General features: G+C 52.9%; 10 protein-coding genes. 6 read left to right on the forward strand and 4 right to left on the reverse strand.

Translation table 11 applies throughout. From position 1 onward, the window contains the following. Nucleotides 1-3,321: a hypothetical protein gene (locus Enr10x_RS06815; protein ID WP_145448511.1), complete on the forward strand. Its 3,321-nt coding sequence runs from the start codon at nucleotides 1-3 to the stop codon at nucleotides 3,319-3,321. 12 nt (nucleotides 3,322-3,333) lie between these two features. Here the strand turns inward: Enr10x_RS06815 and Enr10x_RS06820 are convergent, their stop codons facing one another. Together Enr10x_RS06820 and Enr10x_RS06825 are read right to left on the reverse strand one after the other, a co-directional pair. After that, nucleotides 3,334-3,516 carry a hypothetical protein gene (locus Enr10x_RS06820; protein ID WP_145105380.1) on the reverse strand — a complete coding sequence of 61 codons (183 nt, stop codon included), beginning with the start codon at nucleotides 3,514-3,516 and terminating at the stop codon, nucleotides 3,334-3,336. A gap of 74 nt (nucleotides 3,517-3,590) precedes the next feature. Further along, nucleotides 3,591-4,160, reverse strand: a complete 570-nt coding sequence (locus tag Enr10x_RS06825; RefSeq protein WP_145448512.1) for a TadE/TadG family type IV pilus assembly protein — start codon at nucleotides 4,158-4,160, stop codon at nucleotides 3,591-3,593. Nucleotides 4,161-4,444: 284 nt separating this feature from the next. On the opposite strand from Enr10x_RS06825, the gene Enr10x_RS06830 reads away from it, so the two are divergent. Further along, nucleotides 4,445-5,005 carry a TadE/TadG family type IV pilus assembly protein gene (locus tag Enr10x_RS06830; RefSeq protein WP_145448513.1) on the forward strand — a complete coding sequence of 187 codons (561 nt, stop codon included), beginning with the start codon at nucleotides 4,445-4,447 and terminating at the stop codon, nucleotides 5,003-5,005. Nucleotides 5,006-5,070: 65 nt separating this feature from the next. Then, nucleotides 5,071-6,282 carry a hypothetical protein gene (locus Enr10x_RS06835; protein ID WP_145448514.1) on the forward strand — a complete coding sequence of 404 codons (1,212 nt, stop codon included), beginning with the start codon at nucleotides 5,071-5,073 and terminating at the stop codon, nucleotides 6,280-6,282. Between the two features lie 353 nt (nucleotides 6,283-6,635). Here the strand turns inward: Enr10x_RS06835 and Enr10x_RS06840 are convergent, their stop codons facing one another. After that, a complete protein-coding gene (locus tag Enr10x_RS06840) occupies nucleotides 6,636-8,117 on the reverse strand; it encodes an arylsulfatase (protein ID WP_145448515.1) in 1,482 nt (493 codons plus the stop codon). 367 nt (nucleotides 8,118-8,484) lie between these two features. Between Enr10x_RS06840 and Enr10x_RS06845 the strand changes: the two genes are divergently transcribed. After that, nucleotides 8,485-9,255 (forward strand): M90 family metallopeptidase, encoded by a 771-nt coding sequence (locus Enr10x_RS06845; RefSeq protein WP_145448516.1) that lies wholly within the window; start codon nucleotides 8,485-8,487, stop codon nucleotides 9,253-9,255. A gap of 402 nt (nucleotides 9,256-9,657) precedes the next feature. Then, nucleotides 9,658-10,647, forward strand: a complete 990-nt coding sequence (locus Enr10x_RS06850; RefSeq protein WP_145448517.1) for a tetratricopeptide repeat protein — start codon at nucleotides 9,658-9,660, stop codon at nucleotides 10,645-10,647. 128 nt (nucleotides 10,648-10,775) lie between these two features. On the opposite strand, the gene Enr10x_RS06855 is transcribed toward Enr10x_RS06850, so the two are convergent. Further along, the gene (locus Enr10x_RS06855) at nucleotides 10,776-11,189 is read right to left on the reverse strand and encodes a hypothetical protein (protein ID WP_145448518.1); all 414 of its coding nucleotides are present in this window, start codon (nucleotides 11,187-11,189) and stop codon (nucleotides 10,776-10,778) included. 567 nt (nucleotides 11,190-11,756) lie between these two features. Here Enr10x_RS06855 and Enr10x_RS06860 point away from each other — a divergent pair. Then, nucleotides 11,757-20,438 (forward strand): beta strand repeat-containing protein (locus Enr10x_RS06860; protein ID WP_145448519.1); only part of this gene is annotated, 8,682 nt, incomplete at its 3' end.

Consider the following 20,438-nt stretch of genomic DNA (forward strand, 5'->3'; position numbering starts at 1 on the left):
ATGGTTGTTCGTAAAACCTTTCAATGGTGTCTGCTGATCCTGATCTCGCTGGTGATTACCGGCGGGAGTTACGGGTATTATCTGTGGATGCGCAGCGACGACATGATCAAAGCCGGGATCCTGGAGAAAATTGAGAACCATGTTCCCGGGCTGATGATTGACATCGACCGGGCCCAGTTTGATTTTCGCAGACGTGTCCGGGTGGAAGGCTGCCGGGTGCAGACAGTTAATCATCCCGATACAATTATCGACCTGCCGGAAGTGGTCGTGACGCTGAACCAGGAGAAGCTGGCCCGGCAACAACTGATCGACGTCCAGAAGATTGTGTTGAACCGACCGCAACTGGTCCTGGTGCGGATGGCGGACGGGACCTGGAACTGGGAAGGTCTGCCGGAAGCGACCAAGAGTGACAACCCGCTGCCCGAGTTGATCATTGAGCGGGGGAGTCTTTCACTCAAGTTTGAACACGGCCCTCAAAACGTGCCGACGGTGATTACACTGCAGAACCTGGATCTGCGTCTGATCCCCTCTGGCACGAGCCGCTATGAAATTGAAGGCCACACTTCGATTCCCCAGGCCGGTAAGCTGGAAATCGCCGGTTACTGGGATCTGGATTCCAAGCTGGGCGCAGTTTCCGGAAAGTGGAGTCAGCTCGAATTCGGACCGAACCTGGTACGGCTGGCGACCGGGATTTCGCCTGAGTTGGAATCGCAACTGAAAAAGGCATTTCCGTCACTGCAACTGCGACCCAATCAGGCCACGGGGATGTACGATCTGGGCGTGAGCGCGCAGATGGACATCCAGTTCAGCCTTTCCAGAACGACCAGGGATCAGTCCCCTCAGTTTCAGGTATTGACGCATCTGCGCGAAGGAAAATTCAAGCACCCGCTGCTGCCATTCCCGCTGCGGAATATCGTGGGGAAGGTGCTGGTCGATAACGAAAGTCTGCAGATTCAAAAATTGCAGGCATATAATGGCGAAACCAGTTTTACTGTAGGGGGAGATTATTACTTTAATCAGCGATTTTCCCAGGCGGGAGCTCCTCTGAATCAGAGTTCATTTTCCTTTCAGGCACATCAACTTCCGCTGGACGAGCGTTTGCGAAGTCGTCTGACAGGAGGGCTGGCCCGGACTTATGACACGCTGCGCCCCAGCGGTAATATTGATATGGAAGTGGACCTGAGCTATCCGGGAACCGGGAAATGGCGGATTCAGAATCTGAAAGTCATGGCCAATGATGGTGAGGTCGTGCCGGTGCATTTTCCGTATCGAGTCGATCACATCAAGGGGACGCTGGTTCAACAGGATCCTGACATCCTCAATCTGAATTTCAGTGGCATGGCCGGGGATCGGCCCGTGACCGCCAAGGGGTATGTAGAGCACCCCGGGCCGGCATCGAAGATCGAAATCTTTACGGAAATCCAGCAGGTCCCCATCGATGCTTCCCTGCGGGCGGCCTGTCCGGACGGGATCAAAGCCGTTCTGGATGAACTGGATCTGCAGGGGAAAGCGAATGCGATTGTGAAGATGACGCGGGCTCCCGCACTGCATCAGCCCATTCAACTGGATATGCTGGCAAAAATGGAGAGTGGCGGGGCGCTGCAGTACCGGAACTTCCCCTATCGCGTTACCGATCTTACCGGGGTCGTATCCTATTCCAGCAAAACGGGACGGGTCTCATTTTCCGAGTTACAGGGTATGCACGGCAATGCCCGTCTCTCGGCCCAGGGAGCTTATGACCGCTTTGCCAACGATGGCAAACTGAAGCTGAGTGTCTCTGCTGAGAATGCCGTCTGCGATTCTAATCTGCGGCTGGCATTGCCCGATTCCCTGCAGAAGCTGTGGGGTGATCTGTCTCCGACCGGCAAGCTGAATCTGACAACCGACATTTTATGGGAACGCGGGAAACCGGCTGAGATCCGGATTCCCCGGGCACACTGGTGGGACGGCAGCCTGAATCTGAAAGACTTTCCCTATCCGATCGATAACTTCAATGCAAAGTGGAATTATGAGGTGGATCCCAATACGGGTAACAGTGTCGTGCTGCTGAAATCGATCTCCGGAAAGCACGATGAAACCCAGATCCGCATCGGAAATGCCTTCGCCGAGATTACGCCTCGAGGGGACTGGCGGTTCAAGATGGAGGATATGAATATTGATGATATCTCGGCGGATCGGGCCTTCCAGTCTGCCCTGCCGGAGGCGATGGGCTCTGCCCTGAATATCTTAAACATTCAACGACCGATATCTGCCAGTGGCTGGATTGAGTTTCGCGGCTCTCAGGAACCGGGCACTGCCATTACTGCGGCCTGGGGGATGAATACCTACCTGGCGGAAAATAGCGTGACTGCGGGGGTTGATGTGGCCAAAGTATATGGCAAGGTGCATTCGCAGGGAACCTGGGATGGAACCCATCTGCAGTTGACCGGTGATCTGGATCTCGACTCCGCCGTGATTCTGGGATACCACCTGACCGAACTCAAGGGGCCGTTTGAAATCAATGATACACAGCTGACAGTGGGTTCACGTCAGATTCGCCGCGAGCCGATGCAGTCAGTCAGTCTGCCTCAGATCAATGCCAAGCAGCCGATTACCGCCAAAGCCATTCGCGGCGTCATCACCTGTATGGGCGACATCGAATTGAGCGCGGTGCCGACTTACAACATGCAGATTGAACTGCACCGGGGACTGCTGGAAGAGTATGCGGCCCGTTACATGCCGGGAGAATCCCAGCTGCGCGGAGTCATGAACGGCTGGATTCAGCTCTGGGGCCGCGGTTCCAATAAATCCGATCTGAAAGGGCAGGGGCAGTTACAGATCAGCCCGGCTGCGATCTATGAACTGCCGCCCATTGCTCAGATTTTCAAAGTGGTCCGTCTGGCTCAGCCGGATAAGACGGCCTTTGATTCCGCGTTTTGTGATTTTACCGTTTCGAATCAGACGTTTCATCTGAAGTACATCGAACTCAAAGGGAACGCCATCAGCCTGTATGGTCAGGCGGGAGAAGCGCACTTTGACGGCCGGTTGAAAGTCGATCTGTTTTCACAGCTGACGCGGCGGCAGCTGCCTCTGCCGGCGATTACCCAGTTAATCGGACATGCTACCAGTGGCTGGATTCGGGTTGAGTTGCGGGGAACGACCTCGAGTCCGATTGTGGATATCAAGTCGAACCCACTGCTGGACGGCTCTCTAAAGACCTTCCTGAATAATGTGATCCGCGGCAGACCGATGAATAATAATGCGACAAATCGCTGGCCCCGTGGCTCTCAAAGTGAATCCAGATCCCTGAGACAGCAGTTCCCATTGCCCCTGGTGCAATAAGCAGGGGGGCGCTTAGCGTCGGTAGCGGGGGGGACGATCGGCCCGCTTTTTCTGATCCCGGGCAATGTCTTCCGTTTCCACATCTGCCTTCTTTTTCCACTGCTTGATAATGAGTGTCAGCACGATCAATATGCCGAGATAGATCCCCAGCATCTTGAGCAGCCAGATAAAGATTCCGGTGACAATCTCATTCATGGACAGGAAACTTGCGTGTCTGGCTGATGCCGTTCAGCACAGAGACCATAAAAGAAGGTGAGTATGCATTTCTTTTACTCTAGTACGGTCATCGCGCTGATTTCAAGCTGTTTTCCCGAAAGCGAAAAGCCAAAGAGATACAAAAGGTTAGGGATGGGGAATGTACCATTCGTATCGGTTAAATTGACGCAGATGGTGACCTTGATTTCTGCCGGCCAGGTCGACCCGTCGGAGGGAGGCGGCCCGACCGGGGAGCAGGGAATGTCCGAATTTCCCATGGTTGTACTGAGTGTCGTAGTCCCATCCTGAATCGAGACGAAGACATCGCCTTGACCGCTACTCGCGGGTTGTGTTCCCACAGAGAGGTCTAACGAATTGACAGCGACGTACTGCTGAATCAGATTGCCGATATCATTTTTGGTGGCACCGACTTGAGCTGCTTTCCGGGTGCCTTCGATCGCAGCGGCGGTGATGCTCTGTTGCAGCAGTGTGTAGAAGCCGAATTCAATGATCGCCAGCGAGAGCATCAGAATGATCGGGAAGGCCAGAATGAATTCGAGCAGGACCGATCCCCGGCGGTGTTTCAGGTCCGCTGGCCGTTTCGGCTGATTTCTATCCCAGGTTGAGAGCCCGTTGCGTTTCATCTGACGTACTTTACATAGGGCAAAGTGTTAACGAATGGAGACATTCGCTTAGCACCTGCTAAGGCTGGTTATCACTATTCAGATCCTCTGAATTTGAACTGGATTCCAGGTTTCCACAAATCAGCTCAAATTGTCTGTGTCTTGCCGATTCTCAGTTGATTCGTCTGAGAAGAGAGACCACATTAATCTAGGGAACGCAAATTGCTTGCCAAACAGATATTGCAACGTAAAGTTTGTTGTCAGACTTTGATTTTTTGAAACCGAACAGATAGTGGTGTCTTACTGTGCAAATACTCAGTAAAAAGACTGAGGGCCTGCTGCCTAAGCGATCCGGGGTCGTCGTGCTGGAGTTGATCCTGACGGCGCCGATTTTCCTGATGATCATGCTGGCGGTTGTTGAAATTTCGCTGGTTTATACAGTGATTGAACAGACAGCTTTCGCCAGCCGCTATGCAGCCAAGATCACCTCCGAAACATCGAGTGGAACGCTCGACGATTTAAATATCGATACCGCTCCCTTGGCAGCACTGAAATCCAATGTGGATCGAGTTCTCCGGGTGGGCGGCATTCCCCTGGGAAGTTGCCGCCTCATTCTGCAACATAATGTTTTAACGGGGGGAACGGTAGAGGAATATGATTATCCGAGTACTCCCGTGGCAGGCTGCGACTGTGGTCCACCCAGTACCACATTACCTTCCGTGACAGGGGCTTCTGCCACTGATTCCGTACGAACGACAGTCTGTGTCAAGCTGGATGGCAATATCCCCGATTTTCTCTCGGGCCTGGGATTTTCCATTCAGAACTACGTTGTGGAAGAATCCACAACATACATTTATGAGCTATGATTGTGGCAAACTTCTCCAAAACTGCACGTACGATTTTCTACACCAGAAACTGATTTATAGATTCCATGCAAAAAATTCATACGCAACAACAACAGCATCAGAATCGACGAGGGATCGCCATCCTCTGGTTGATTCTGTGGGGGGGGACGTTCCTGACGTTTTTCTGTGTCGTGCTGGAGATTGCGACGCTGTGGCAGGCGCAAGTTGAGCTAAAAAACTCGATGGATTCTGCTGCGCTGGCTGCTGTCAAAGACTGGGGGGTGAGTGGCGTCGGTGCCACCAACATACCCAGGAATGTTGGTGTGGCCTACACGCAGGCGAATCCCATTCTGGGCACCGTATTCACACCACAAACGAATTTGGGCACTGTGAGTGGTGGGAATCCCAATGCGAATGCCACAAATACCGGTAATTTTGTATTTGGTGCCATTAATGGTGTGACGGCCCCGATTACATTCAACGGAAACGCAGAAGTCAGCTGTGCCGCCGGTGACGTCACCATCATAATTACGGACAACAGCGCTGGTGGTTCCGTAGATGCAAATTCGATCCTGGTGAGTTTTAATGAGGGAACGAATCTTGCCATCGATTCCATTAAATTTATCCTGCCGGACCAGACGAAGGGGCCTGCTGGTGCATATGCCTATTTTGATTCTACTGCCCCACCTCAAGTGTTAACGCCATCGCCAACTGATATTACTAATACCGGCTGGGGTCTGAACGGCTTAGATACGGAACCTACTTCCCATGACGCGGCTTCCCCCTATGGCAACCGCATCTGGAGTCCCACAAACCCCTCTCATGATATTTATTTTACATTTGAAGATTTTTATGTTGCCGGTGAAGCGAAATCAGTGCGGATCAATTTTAACGGGGATTCATTTACTGAAACCGATTCTCTGCATTTTGGAGTCTCTACGAATCAATTAGGTCCTTCTGGATATTCTTCTCCTTATCCAGGTAATGTGGGCGAGGCATGGGGATACTATGGGGTCAGGGTAGAGGTTGATTTCCGTAATACGATTACCAATGCGACCTCAACGGGCACTGGGGTGTTTTTTGATGATCCAGGAACCACTTCTTCGGAGGCACAGCTGACAGGTGGGGGAGGAGGCTATCCCGCTGTGCTGGCCCAGGCGACTGTACCCGTGCAGGGATTTTGCACTTCCCTGTTTGGGGTCAGCTTCTTTAACGTATCTGCTGCGTCCGTTGCTTTCTATGACTGCAGCACCAACCGCACCGCCCTCGTGAATATCAACAGCTTTACCTTTCCCTGATCCTGTTTCCTGACAGGATGCTGAGAAGATATGGCCTGACTCACCTGTTTCAAGTCATCCGTTAAGTCAGCATCAGCGCGAAGACTGTTGTTGCGTGTTTGAAGTCTGCTCTGGCTCTTCAACCTGATCGATGGTGTAACACATATTCCCTCCCGGTTTTCAATGAGGTACTTGACATCCCGTGTCCTGATACTTCCCTGCTCACTCTGTTTACGAAATTAAAGCCTGAGAGCTGGAATGAAATTGTGAAAAATTTCAGATCTTACGATTGCAGAGCTGGAGAGTAGGCCCGAAAAAAAAGCAGACTGTAAAAACAGTCTGCTTGAGTTATTACACTGGAGAAAGCCGTGATTTTAAAAACGCGGCTTCCCATCACCGGGAGCGGGCTGCTTTTTGGCCGGTTTGCCGCGGGGTTCCCAGAGTGGATCAGACGTGTGAGCTGAATCCATCATGGCTTCCATTTTTTTGACGAGCTCCGGGTGTTTTGCGGCCAGGTCGGTGGCTTCCCCCAGATCTTCTTCCAGGTTGAACAGTTGCGTTTTGCCCTTGAACATCGGCAGGCGGACCGCTTTCCATTCACCCCAGCGGACGGCCTGTTTGCCTCCCCGCTCGTAGAATTCCCAGTAGAGGAAATCGTGTTCCTGTTGTTGATCGGGTTTACCTTCCAGGGTGGGAGCGATGCTGACGCTGTCCAGTCCTTTCGGGCAGGGGACGTCGGCCAGGTCGGCAGCGGTCGCCATCAGATCGCCGAAATAACCAATGTGGTCTGAGACAGTCCCTGCGGGAGTGGTCCCGGGCCAGTAGGCAATAAAGGGCATCCGAATGCCGCCTTCGTAGAGATCACGTTTCATGCCCCGGAGCGGGCCGTTGGCATCGAAAAATTCGGGATCGTTGCCGCCTTCACGATGGTGGCCGTTATCGGAAGTAAAGATGATAAGCGTATTCTGGTCGATGTTTAACTTTTTCAGGCGATCCAGAATCTGGCCGACGCCGGTATCCATGCGGGTGATCATCGCCGCCTGGCCCTTGTTCTGCTTCGTCCAGTCTTTGTCTTTGTAAATGCCGTAATCGGGGACTTCCTGCCCATCGCCGACCTTTCGGCCTGCTTCGTTATTGGCGTGCGGAATCGTCAGGGCGATATAGAGAAAGAACGGATCCTGTGCACTGCGATCGATAAAACTCAGGGCTTCCTGCATAATCAGGTCGTGTGAATAATCCACTTTTTTGGTAGCGACTCCACCGAGCCGGTCTTTGCCGGTCGGGCCTTTGGAGATCGTGCTGGGATCAACGACATTCCGCAGTGCCGCTTTTTCACCATTTTTCCAGAGGAATTCGGGGTAGTAGTTGTGGGCGTTGTGCTGATTCAGGTAGCCATAAAAATAGTCGAATCCCTGCAGGTTGGGAACTCCCTGGGTCCCTTCTTCGCCAATCCCCCATTTGCCGGTCAACGCGGTTTTGTAGCCGGCTTTCTTGAGGAGTTCGGCGACGGTAAAGTCTTCATCTTTGAGCGACTGATTTTCCTTGACCCAGGTATTTCCCCGGACGCGGGCATGGCCCATGTGCAGGCCGGTCATCAGGACGCAGCGAGAAGGAGCACAGACCGTATTACCTGCGTACATCTGTGTGAACTTCATTCCGTCCGCGGCCATCTGGTCGATGCGGGGGGTTTTGATTTTTTTCTGTCCGTAGCAGCCGAGGTCCCCGTAGCCCAGGTCATCGGCGAGGATGAAAATGATATTGGGCTTCTGGGGGGCAGCTGCATTGGCAGGCACCGGGGAGCAACACAGATAACAGAGTGTGACAGCAATGAGTGTGATTCGAGCGATTGAGTTCATAACTGCTTTCAATTTGGCTGGAGAAAATAATTGCGGGCAGCAACAGTCTGACAGATCAATTCTGCCACGTTTTCCGCTTTCGTTCAATGTAGCCGCCGAAAACCAGGGTTTCCGATCTCGGTAACAACTTCAGGATCTGATGCAAGCCGATGCGGAATCAGCTCTTTTTTTGAGAAATTTCAGTGTCGCGGTCTGTCTTTGCTCGGATCAGGTCCGGTGCGGACACGATAACACTCTCAGGAACGGGAGAGGCTCCTTTGTTAGTCTGGATGCCTGTTTTCACTGGAGCCGCGTACTATAATGCTCGTGCATTCCCCCGCGAACGTCAAGCATGGGTTTTAGAATCTAAGTGTGAGGAACTGTAGATATGTTACTGACGTGGTGGCGCAATCGTCGACGTCGCAAAATACTGGCCACTCCCATGCCTGCACACTGGAAACCGTTTCTGGACCAGCATATAGCCCCGTTGTCGCGTCTTACGTCTGCACAGCGCGAGTTGCTCTATCAGCGCGTGCAGATTTTTATCAAAGAAAAGTACTGGGAAGGCTGTAACGGTTTCGAGGTTACTGAAGAAGTTCAGCTGCTGATTGCCGGCCAGGCGTGCCTGCTGACAGTGGGGTTTGCCAGTGACTGTTTTGATCGCCTGGGAACGGTTCTGGTTTATCCCGATACATATGTAGCCAAAGAGACGCTGGTGAACTCGATTGGGGTGATGACCGAAGGGACCTCCTTTCGGCTGGGGGAAGCCTGGAATCAGGGGCCGATCATTCTCTCCTGGGCGAATGTGCTGGAGAGTGCGGAAAATCCCCATGACGGTGAGAACGTCGTATTCCATGAATTTGCACACTATTATGATGCGATTGACCGTCAGATGAACGGCACCCCGCCTTTGAACAGTGAGGAAGAGTATCAGCGGTGGGGCGAAGTGATGACCCGGGAATATGACGCACTGGTGGAACAGCTCAGGCATGGGCATACCCGGTTTCTCAATCCGTATGCAGCGACCAATCCAGCCGAGTTCTTTGCGGTCTGTACCGAGCATTTCTTTGAGCAGCCTCACGAGATGAGAGCCTATTCCGCGGAGCTGTACGACACGCTCCAGCTGTTCTATCGCCAGGACCCGGCTGCCGCTGACTGACCCTGAATGATCACAATGCTGCGATGATGGTTGTGGTTATATGTTCATGTTTATGTGGCCTCTCACCCGCGTTGATTTCCTTCTCAACCGGCAGAATCTGCCGATGAGGGGCCTGATGTGAATTTATAGGTTTTGATCCAGATGGGAATTGGAGAAGAGTCTAGGGATTCTCTGAGTTCTTTCATCTTGTGGAATCCGGCAGTCGATACTTGATAATAAGTCCTTTTCTTTCGCTGAAATATTTGTTCAGTCGGAGTGAGGGATAATCGAATGGAGTCATCTTCGAGCAACTTTCAGGTCAAAAAAGTACTTTTGATGATAATTGTTTCTGCCCAGGGATGGTCTGAGTGTTTCTCACAATGGATAGTGAAACATCACAATAGAATTTTGTGAGGTAATGGAATGCGAAACTCAACAACGTGGTCGCTGGTCATCCTGTCCGGCATGGCCACTCTCTTCTCAGCAGGGTGTTCCCACACGAATAAAATGGCGGGAATGAATCTGCCTCTGGAAGAATCACCACAAATGATTATGGCAAGAACGGCCGAAGAGAAAGGCCAGTTTGTCAAAGCAGAACAGACATATCGTGTCATGTTGCAGCGAAATCCCAAGAATGTGACTGCTCTGCACCGCATGGGAATTGTCTGCTCCAAAATGGGAAGACATGACATGGCGACCCGGAATTTGATGGAAGCAGTCAAGCTCCAGCCCGACAATCCCAAGCTACTGACCGACCTGGGATATGCCCTTTATCTGCAGAATGACCTGCCTGCTGCCGAAATTGCACTGGAAGAAGCGATCAAGCGTGATACCAGTTCCAAGCGGTCGTTCAACAACCTGAGCCTGGTTCTGGGACATCAGGGGCGGATGGATGAAGCCTATCAGGTCGCCCGGTCTGTCCTGAGTGCTGAAGAAGCTCATGCAAATATCGGTTATATCTGCCTGCAGCGGGGAATGCTGGATGATGCCACTCGGCATTATAATCAGGCCCTGGAGATCAATCCGGAACTGGATTCGGTCAAGGAAGCAATCGTCCAGATTGCTCAGCTGCAGAAAAAACAGATGCAGCAGGCTCAATCACAGGAAGAAGTCATGGTTGCCGAATCTGCACCCGCTGAGGAAGTGGAAGCTGTCGTGACCGAAGCGACTCCTGCTGAGGAACCGGAATTTCGGGTGATTACCGATGCTGAAACTGAAGTGATCAATCCTGAAATGATCCCGGCCAATGAAACGCCTGTCGCCCAGATCTCTGCAGTTCAGGAACTTCCCATTCAGGGATTTGAGCCTCCGCTCAACATCAGCAACGATGACTATATTCCCTCTGGCAATGACGCTTTCTTTGAAACTGTTGAGAGTGCTCAGTCCGTGACGAATGTACGCAGTGCTGAGTAATTCTCAGATTATACTGAATCAGACAATGAAAAAGCAGAGGCCCCAAAGGCCTCTGCTTTTTTTGTTTCTGCTCCAGGCAGGCTTATGTCTCCTGGGAGTACGAATACAGCCGGGATCAAAATCCGGAATCAGCGGGTTTGATCCGGTGTCGTGCTGATTTTGAACTGACTCTGGCTCATTTGTGGATCCTGCGGATCCAGTTTCTGGAACAGTAGTTTCCGTTTGAGGTCCGATGGCTTTTTCTTTTCACCGGTTCGCTGGACATAGGTCGGGGTCAGCTGAAAGTGCTTGGGAGAAAATGCCTTGTAGTCAAAATACAGTACTGCATTAATCTCTGATCTGCGCATATCCATGATCATGGTAGCCGGACTCGACTCCTGATCCAGGTAATAGCGCCCTTTCCTTCGTGGGCCACGGTTGATGCTGTAAACCGTACCATCTTTTTCAAAGATCATGTTCGGGCCCCCCGAACTATGCCATCTGCCGATCAGAAACTCTTCATCAGCCTGCTGACAGGCAGTCAGCAGGCTGACTGCAGTCATTAAGATTCCTGCTTTGTAATGTTTTGCTCGCATCGCTTCCCTCAATTTGTATGTGACCCGATTCCTCCGCAGTACCAGATCTTCGATCCTGTCGGAAATCAAAGCGTGATTTCTTCGGGGTGCCCCTATTGTGTACCAGCAGCAACTCTCAAGTAAAGAAGGGAAATAGAAATATCTGGGTTAGAAGGGGTAAATAAATATTATTGGTCGGGTGAGAATCATTTGAGTGTTCAAAAGAGGTTAAAAGTGGTCAAAAATAAATATGTGGGGAAAATCACACGTTCAGGATATTTTGTTAAAATTGGAATAATAGGAGTTTTTATGATGGAAATGTAAGAGATTTTTGGATACTCATGGTTAGTAATGTAACAATAGGACGTCTGCGCAAAATTAGACTTACTGGTGCAATTTACAAGATAGACAAAGGCTGCTTTTTTCAGATGAATGTAATCGTTTGTGCTTTTAACTGATGTTTTAAGTTACAGATGTCCATTTTAAAGCAGGCTGCCCAACGATATATCTTCGCAATGTTAAGCTGAACTACTTACCTACTGAGGAGTTTACAGGATGCTGCTTACCAATTGGCTTTCCACATTAACCTCACGTGTGAATAAACGCCCTGTTTTTCGTTCCCGGGACCGCCGGGCGATCCGCCGCCGCTGGCAAACCGCCTGCAGCAACCAGATCGCTACGACCGAAGTTCTGGAGGACCGGACATTGTTGACGACCTTTTTCGTCGATGATGACTACACCGCAGCTTCAGACTTCACTGGGACCGATACCGACCCAGGCACTGGTGGGGACCAGAACGCCGTTTGGAATGTGACCGCATTTGCGACGATTCAAGATGCTGTCACCGCTGCAGCCGCCAGTGGGGACACGATTCGAGTCGCCGCGGGTACCTATAGCGGGCTGATCTCATTGAACAAGTCGGTCGATTTGCTCGGAGCTAATGCAGGTGTCGACCCGAATTCCATGGCCCGAGCAGCCGAAAGTATCATCGACCATGCTGGTTTTTATGCGATTAATCCGACTGCGGACGATGTCACAATCGACGGTTTTTCCTTCGAAGGAAACGGCGGACGTGCGATCGATAGCTACGCAAGTGCGAATAACTTGACCATTGCCAACAACATTTTCAACAACACAAATATTCCGGGGAGTCAAGGTGGCATCCAGTTGCAATCCAGTTCGTTTGATGATTTGACAGTCGAACAAAACCTCTTTCAGTTCACGGGAGACGGAGCTGCGCTGTTGGTCGGCGCAGGCGGTTCTTTCGAGAGAATGCACATTGTCGGAAACCACTTCGCTGGAACGACGGGGGGAATCTTCCAAAACGGCGGCACGATTAATGACGCTGTCGTCGAACAGAATGAGTTTACAGGCGGCACCGGGATGAACATGGGTGATGCTGGTAATATTCAGATCCGAGAAAACACTTTCGATGGGACTTTCTTCACTGGTTTTCAGGTTGGAACAATTGATGGTGAAATCGTCGGCAACACATTCCAGAACATCGAAGCCTACCCTGGTTACTATGGGCAGGCATTCGAGCTCTGGGGAGGACAGTACGGCACGACTGTTTCAGAGAACGTGACAATCGAGAATAACGTGATCCACTACAACGATGTCGCCGGTGCTGCCGATCCGACACACGGGATCCGATTGCGTACCCCCGATGGAGGATCGGGGATCGATGCATCCACGATTCACATCAACAACAACGCATTTATCGATGGCGGCGTCCGCGGCGATGCCAAAGCGATTCGACATTTCGGTGACCAGACAACCGCAGTCGATGCGTCGGGAAACTGGTGGGGAACCACCAACGAAAGTAGTATAGCAGCGTTAATGGAAGACGCAGATGGCGGCACACCACTCATGGTCGACTTCACACCGTTCCTCGACAACGGCACCGATACCGACTTGGTGACCGCAGGTTTCCAGGGTGACTTCTCCACACTGCATGTGACTGCCCTTGGCAGTCAGGCTGGTGCCACCAATCGAATTCAAGAGGGAGTCGATCTGGTCACACCCGACGGAATTCTCGAAGTTGAAGATGGAACATACACCGGTAACGTCGACGTTGACAAAACTGTGACGATCCAAGGTGCCAATGCCGGGATTGCTGCGGGGGTTGACCCTGGTGTCCGCGGCCCGGAAAGTGAACTGACCGGCGGGTTTCGTCTCTTTGCGAACGATGTCGTGATTGACGGACTCAAGATCGTCGATGGGGCCGGTCCGGCCGGCATTGGTAGTAAATCTGCCGTCTTCATGACTGCCGGCACCACGGGGCATACGATCGAGAACAATATTCTGGAAGGCCCTGGAACGGGAGTCGAAAGTCGTGGTGTGCTCTCCACATATAATGGAAATAACGACAACATCACGATCCAGAACAATGAAATTTATAATTGGGTCGCCGGTATTCATAACCAGGGCAACACGAATGTAGACATTTTCGGCAACAACATCCACAACGTGGTCGCAGGCGTCGCCAATGACTTCGTTGCTGATGTCAGTATCGAAGGCAACGCCTTTAGCAACTCATTGGAAGGTATCGGCGTCAATACCGTTTCCAATGGCACGCCCGATGTTGCCGCTCATGACAACTTTTTCGACTCCTCAACGATCACCAACCCCATCGCTCATTACGGTGGAGATACTGTCGACGCTTCCGGCAACTGGTGGGGCAGCACGGACGAAACAACAATCGCCAATTCCATGAAGAGCGACGGTGTTGATGGCGACGCTTCGAAGGTCGACTTCACTTCATTCCTGGATAACGGTACGGATACGGATGGCGGCACCGCTGGTTTTCAGGGTGATTTCTCTGTATTGAATGTAACCGCTTTGGGAGCACAGACCGGTGCACCTGATCGAATTGGAGAAGCTTTACAGGCTGTCGCACCAGGTGGGACGATTAAAATCGGCAGCGGAACTTATACTGAGACAGTGGATACTACTGCAACCGGGATCGACAAAAGTGTCACCCTGGCACCCGGCAACAGCCCCGGTCAGGTCATTATCAACGGCGATTTAATTCTAAATGCCGATGACACACTCGACATCGAAGTCAATGGCGCAACCCCCGGATCTGGTTTTGATCAGTTTGTAGTGAGTGGGACCGTTGATCTCGGTGGCGCCGCTTTGAACCTGATCGACGGCTATGATCCCGTTGACGGTGACGAGTTTACTTTGATTCAGAACAATGGAGTCAACCCGGTTACAGGTACATTCCCTGGGCTTCCGGAAGGATTTGAAATTACAGACTTCCTGGGCAGTGGGCTGAGTGCTTATATCACCTACGTGGGAGGGAACGGCAACGATGTTGTGATCCATATGGTCGACTCCACACCCGAAGTCGATCTGCCCGTTGATGGTAATCCCGATGATTACTCCCTGGAGATCGACGGGACCAATGTGGTGATCAAAGATGTCAATACCGGCGATATTATCTCTTCCACTCCCCTGGCTGCGTTGCAGGGAACCCTGGTCATTAACGGGGAAGATGGTGAGGACGATACCCTGAGTATCGACATGACCGGCATTGACGATACGACTCCACTGCAGATCGAATTCAACGGGGGGACCGGTGGTCATGATACTCTGGAACTGCTGGGCGGAAGTCTGAATTCAGTCGAGCATATCTTCACCAGCAACAGTAGCGGCAGCGTTCAGTTGAATGGATCTGGAACCGATTTTATCAGCTACACCGGCCTGGAACCAATCGTCGACACGATTCTCGTCAACGACCGGACCTTCAGTTTCACCGGAGCCGCAGAGACGATTACACTCTCCGATGACGGCGGTGTGGGCAACGGTCAATCACAGATCGATTCCGACCTGTTCGGTGAGTCTGTTACCTTCCTCAACGCCACCAACAACGTGATCATCAAAACCACCGATGGCACCGGTGCCGATAACGTACATATTGAAGGTGTCGACAGTCTGTTTGATGCCAACTTGACCGTCAACGCCGGCACCGACGATGCAGTCACCTTCCAGACAAATGCCACTAACGTGACTTCTGGTGACGTGGACATCAATGCGGGCAGCATTACCTTAGATGCGGCTGTCACAACCTCTGGCGATGTCGCCCTGGACGCGACCAACGGTTCGATTACCGGGACCAGTCTGGTGACGGCAGCATTATTGACACTGGAAGCCACTGGCAATGCCGGTGGTTCGGGATCGGAACTCAACCTGGCTGTCACCAGTCTGGAAGCAGACGTGGATGGCAGCCTGTACGCCGATGATGCAGGGACTCTGCAGATTGGGGCAGCAGGTGGACTGACCGGCGTATCGGTAGGTGGAGCTTCTGTGATTACATCGACCGATACCATGACGGTGACCGAAAATGTCACCGCGACCGGTGGAAACCTGCTGCTGCAGAATACGGGCGGCAATTTCAATCTGAATGCCCTGGCAATCATCTCCAATAACAGCACTTTCGAGATCGGCATTGATTCCGCCGGCGCCGTGACTCTGGCGGACACTTCCACTGTGACCAGCAGTGGCACCGGCCTGATTGACATCGATGCCGTCAACAACATCGCCCTGTCGAATGTGAATACCAGCGGCGAAGTCCAGGTGACGACCTCAGCCGGTGCGATTACCGATAACAGCGGTTCTGAAGCAGCTCTGATCACCGCCGACACCGTAGCCCTGCGGGCTGCGACCGGCATCGGTGCTGCTGGAGCAGGGGACATCGATCTGGCGATCAATACTATGGCCGCGATTACAACGACCGGTGACATCTATCTGCAGGAACCTTCTGCAGCGACAGTCGGTACTGTTGACAGTCTAAGTGGGATTACAGCCGGTGGTGATATCAATCTGCAAATTGGTGGTACGCTGACTGTTAATCAGAAGGTTGAAGCTACTGGGGGCGGATCAAATATCACGCTGGATGCACAGACTGATAACAATATCAACAACACTGTGCAGACTAACGGCGGGGGGATCGGTCTGCGGGCCTTTAATGATCTCAATCTGGGAGCCTCTTCGCTGGTCGATACATCTACGACTGCGATAATAAGTCTGCTTGCCAACTATGGTGGTCCTGCGGGAGGCGCCTTCACGCAGGATGAAGGGAGCCTGGTCGATGCGCACGGCGGTGACCTTTATTTGATGGCCTACGATGATATCAAGATAGCCGATTTGCAAAGTGCGGGAGGCACAGTCATCGTTGATTCTGCTACCGGGGCAATCCTGGACAACACCGGCGTAGAAGCCACCCTGATTACGGCCGCCTCTGCTTATCTGGAAGCCGGCACGACTGTGGGAACCGCTGATGATATTAATACGTCTGTTGCTACAATCGCTGGTCGTGCCTCATTGGGCCAGTTCCGGGTCAGTAACAACAGTCCGCTGACGATTGGTACGGTAACCGGCTATCCAGCGGGTGTAGACACTACGGGCGGCGGTGTCATCATCACTGCTGCCGGCGCATTACAGGTTTCTAATGACGTCATCACGGTCGGTGACATCATACTTAAGTCTGGTGATACCAGCTTGACCGGAGACGACCTGACAATTGGTGCCGGCGTCACTGTGCAGTCGACCGGAAGTACAGTGATATTGGAGGTCGGCGACAAACTGTATCTCAACTCAACAGCCAGTGTGATTTCTGATACATCTTCTATCAGTGTGAACCTCGATTTCGGAAATGCTGACGGGGGCGTTGGGGGTGTAGCCTACCTCAATGGGACGCTCAATGCCGCCACCGGCATCAATGTGTACGGTAATAGTGACGACGACCAGGTGATTATCGACGGTAACGGTGGTGGCCTCAATAACGGCGGCACTGTTGATGGCGTCGAAAGCCTGTTCTCCTTTAACGGTTATGGTGGCACGGATGAACTGATCGTCGATGATTCCGGCGATGCGACCGGCGATAACATTATCATCCAGAATACGGGGGTCGGGGTTGGCTCGGTGATCGGTGCTGGCGCCGTTTCTCTCAGTTATGAAGGCCTGGAAGACCTGACGCTCTATTCCGGAACAGACGCCGATGATATCACGGTCAATCCCAATGTGCTGACGACAATTAATATTGTCGGCGGGGATCCCGCTGCACCCACGATGCCGGCTGACAGCCTGACTTATCTGACTCCCACAGGGGAAAGCTCCAACCTGACACCCAGTGGTCTGGACGGGGGGACGATCTCTGCAAGTGGCTCGTTCCAGGATGTCGTCTTCGATGAAATCGAAAACCTGAATTTTGCCGGCAGCCTGACCGTCACTGGAACCGCGGGAGACGATGTCCTGACGATTACCGCCACGGGGGTTGATTCCGGGACCTACCAGATTGGTGCCGGTCCGGTGATCAACTTCAGCGGCGTCACCGACTTCACCTTCAACGGCGGCGACGGCGATGACACACTGATTATCGACAACACCGGAATCACACCCACTGCCGGATCTGATTTCTTCAATCCGACCGGCGGGATCTTCTTCAACGGCGAGGGCAACACCGGTGTCGGCGACAAGCTGGAGATTCTGGGGGGCGATGCCACGACCATCGAGCACCAGTTTACCAATGATCATGATGGTTTCGTCTTCTATGATGGTGAAGGCACCGCGACCATTACTTATACCGGACTGGAACCGGTACTGGATACAACCATCGCGACCAACCGTATCTTCAGCTACACCGGCGGTGCGGAAACCATCACGCTGTCCGATGACGGCGATGTGGGCGATGGCGAGTCGATCATCGACTCGGATCTCTTCGGAGAATCAGTGAACTTTGTAGGCCCGACCGGCACGCTGACGATCAACACGGAAGTGGCCGGTGGTTTTGGCGCTGATGAAGTGATCGTCAATGGCGTCGATTCGCTCTTCTCGGCCAACCTGACGGTGAACGCGGGCAACGATGATACGCTGACCCTCAACTCGACTGATATCGGAGCCGGTAATGCGGACCTGAATGCGAATCAGGTCAACGTCAACGGCACCTTTACAACCAGCGGGACGGTAGACGTCGATGCCAACGATCAGATCACGTTTGCCGCAGCCGGCGTGATCGACGCGACCGCGAATACAATCGATCTGACCGCGGGCAACAATATCCAGCTGGGGCAGATCACAACCTCCGGCGATGTCACGGTAACCGCAACCGCTGGTGCGATCAGCGATGCGAATGCCGGAAATAATATTACCGCGAACAATGCGACTCTGACCGCAGGCACGGGTGCCGGTGTGGGCGATGCCCTGGAAACCGCCATCGCTGCTCTGGAAGCTAATATTGGTGCGGGGCTGGAACTGGATAATACCGGTGCCCTCAACATCGGTTTTGCGGGCGGGATCAACGGGGTTCAGGTAGGAGCGCCTTCTACGATTACCTCGACAGATACCATGACGGTGACCGAAAACGTCGCTGCAACGGGCGGAAATCTGCTGCTGCAGAACACCGGCGGCAACTTCAATCTGAATGCCCTGGCGATTATCTCCAACAACAGCACCTTTGAGATCGGCATTGATTCTGCCGGTGCCGTGACTCTGGCGGACACTTCCACTGTGACCAGCAGTGGTACCGGCTTGATCGACATCGATGCCGTCAACAACATCGACCTGGCCAATGTGAATACCGGCGGCGAAGTGCAGGTGACGACCTCAGCCGGTGCGATTACCGATAACAGCGGGGCCGAATCGCCTCTGATCAGTGCCGATACCGCAGCCCTGCGGGCCGCGACCGGCATCGGTGCTGCGGGAGCAGGGGACATCGATCTGGCGGTCGGTACCATCGCCGCCGATACGACCGCTGGTGACATTTACTTAAGTCAACTTGGTCTGTTGGAAGTAGATACGGTCGACAGTCTGGCGGGGATTACAGCTGGCGGCAACATCGATCTCAATGTTGGTGCCATGAATACCTATGAAAACATCGAAGCTACAGGTGCTGCTTCGACCATTTCAGTGTTAAATGCAGCCGACCTCAGTATTGGCGCTGGTGTGATTACCAATGGTGGGCAGATCGATATTCTCTCCAATAATAACATGTTTCTGACGGGAAGTTCTTTCGTCGATACCACAACTGCTGCGATCGTCAATGTGATCGCGAATGCAGATAGCATCGGTTCTGGGAGTATCAGTCAGACGAGTGGAGGCCTGGTCAATGCCCATGGCGGCTATCTCACGGTATCAGGTTTTCTGGTTTCGATTGCGGACCTCCAGAGCGCTGGCGGGACGGTTGCTGTCACAGCCACTGACGGAGCTATCACCGACAGCAATGCCACTGAAGCGCCCGTGATTACAGCTGACGAGGCTGTCCTGAGTGCCCTGGATGGTATCGGCGTCGCTGGTCTCGGCGACATTGATACTGCCGTCGGCACGCTGGCTGCGTTCACCACGAATAACGATGTGGTGATCAGTAACACCGGTGCCCTGATCATCGGTGATGTGGCTCCCTTGTCGGGTGTGGCTTCCACGAACGGTGCCGTGACCATCACCACCTTCAGCCCGCTGACAGTGGCCAGCAATGTGACGGCTGCCGGGACGGTCACGCTGACGGCCACGGACAATGCCGGCCCCGGCGATGATCTGACGATCAATGGCGGCGGTGTGACAGTCGAGTCAACCGGCGCGGACGTCGTCCTCAACTCCGGCGATGACTTCCTGCTTACGCTGGGCGGCTCTGTGATTGCTGATACGACGATTACGATCAACGTCGATCCGATTACCGATGGTGCCGGGGCGACGGTCGACCTGCTGGGGAATGTGGACGCGACCCTCACCACCATCAACGGCGGTGACGACAGCGATATCTTCAATATCCTGCCGACATCTGATTCTCCCATCAATATCGACGGGGGCAATCCGACGCTGCCAGGGCCCGGTGATACGTTGAACATGGACTTCAGCGGGGTAACGAATCCCGCCCTGGTTCTGGGGGCAACACCTGGTTCGGGAACCTTTAACTTTATCGCTCCTGATACCGAACTGCCCGTCAGCTTTACCAGTATAGAAGACGTTAACACCAGTGCCGGTGCCTACCATCTCGTCCTGGATATGGTCAATTCGGGCTTCCAGAACGCCGCCGACGATACGATTGACGTCGGTCTGGATGCCGGTGGAACGAACCTGCTGATCGATATTAACGGCAGCAACTTCTTCACGGGCGACGATGCGGATATCCTGTCCTTCACGGTATTAGGTTCCAACGACAACGACACCTTGAACATCAACGAAACGGCCGGCGGTCTGCCGTTCTTCGCGACCGCGGCACCTGCGGGAATTCCGGGT

This window comes from Gimesia panareensis (assembly GCF_007748155.1).
Taxonomy (GTDB): domain Bacteria; phylum Planctomycetota; class Planctomycetia; order Planctomycetales; family Planctomycetaceae; genus Gimesia; species Gimesia panareensis.

Excerpts from the sequence above, each read along its gene's own strand:
- Enr10x_RS06815 (WP_145448511.1), top strand. The coding sequence starts at position 1 with ATGGTTGTTCGTAAAACCTTTCAATGGTGTCTGCTGATCCTGATCTCG.
- Enr10x_RS06820 (WP_145105380.1), bottom strand. The coding sequence starts at position 3,516 with ATGAATGAGATTGTCACCGGAATCTTTATCTGGCTGCTCAAGATGCTG.
- Enr10x_RS06825 (WP_145448512.1), bottom strand. The coding sequence starts at position 4,160 with ATGAAACGCAACGGGCTCTCAACCTGGGATAGAAATCAGCCGAAACGG.
- Enr10x_RS06835 (WP_145448514.1), top strand. The coding sequence starts at position 5,071 with ATGCAAAAAATTCATACGCAACAACAACAGCATCAGAATCGACGAGGG.
- Enr10x_RS06840 (WP_145448515.1), bottom strand. The coding sequence starts at position 8,117 with ATGAACTCAATCGCTCGAATCACACTCATTGCTGTCACACTCTGTTAT.
- Enr10x_RS06845 (WP_145448516.1), top strand. The coding sequence starts at position 8,485 with ATGTTACTGACGTGGTGGCGCAATCGTCGACGTCGCAAAATACTGGCC.
- Enr10x_RS06850 (WP_145448517.1), top strand. The coding sequence starts at position 9,658 with ATGCGAAACTCAACAACGTGGTCGCTGGTCATCCTGTCCGGCATGGCC.
- Enr10x_RS06855 (WP_145448518.1), bottom strand. The coding sequence starts at position 11,189 with ATGACTGCAGTCAGCCTGCTGACTGCCTGTCAGCAGGCTGATGAAGAG.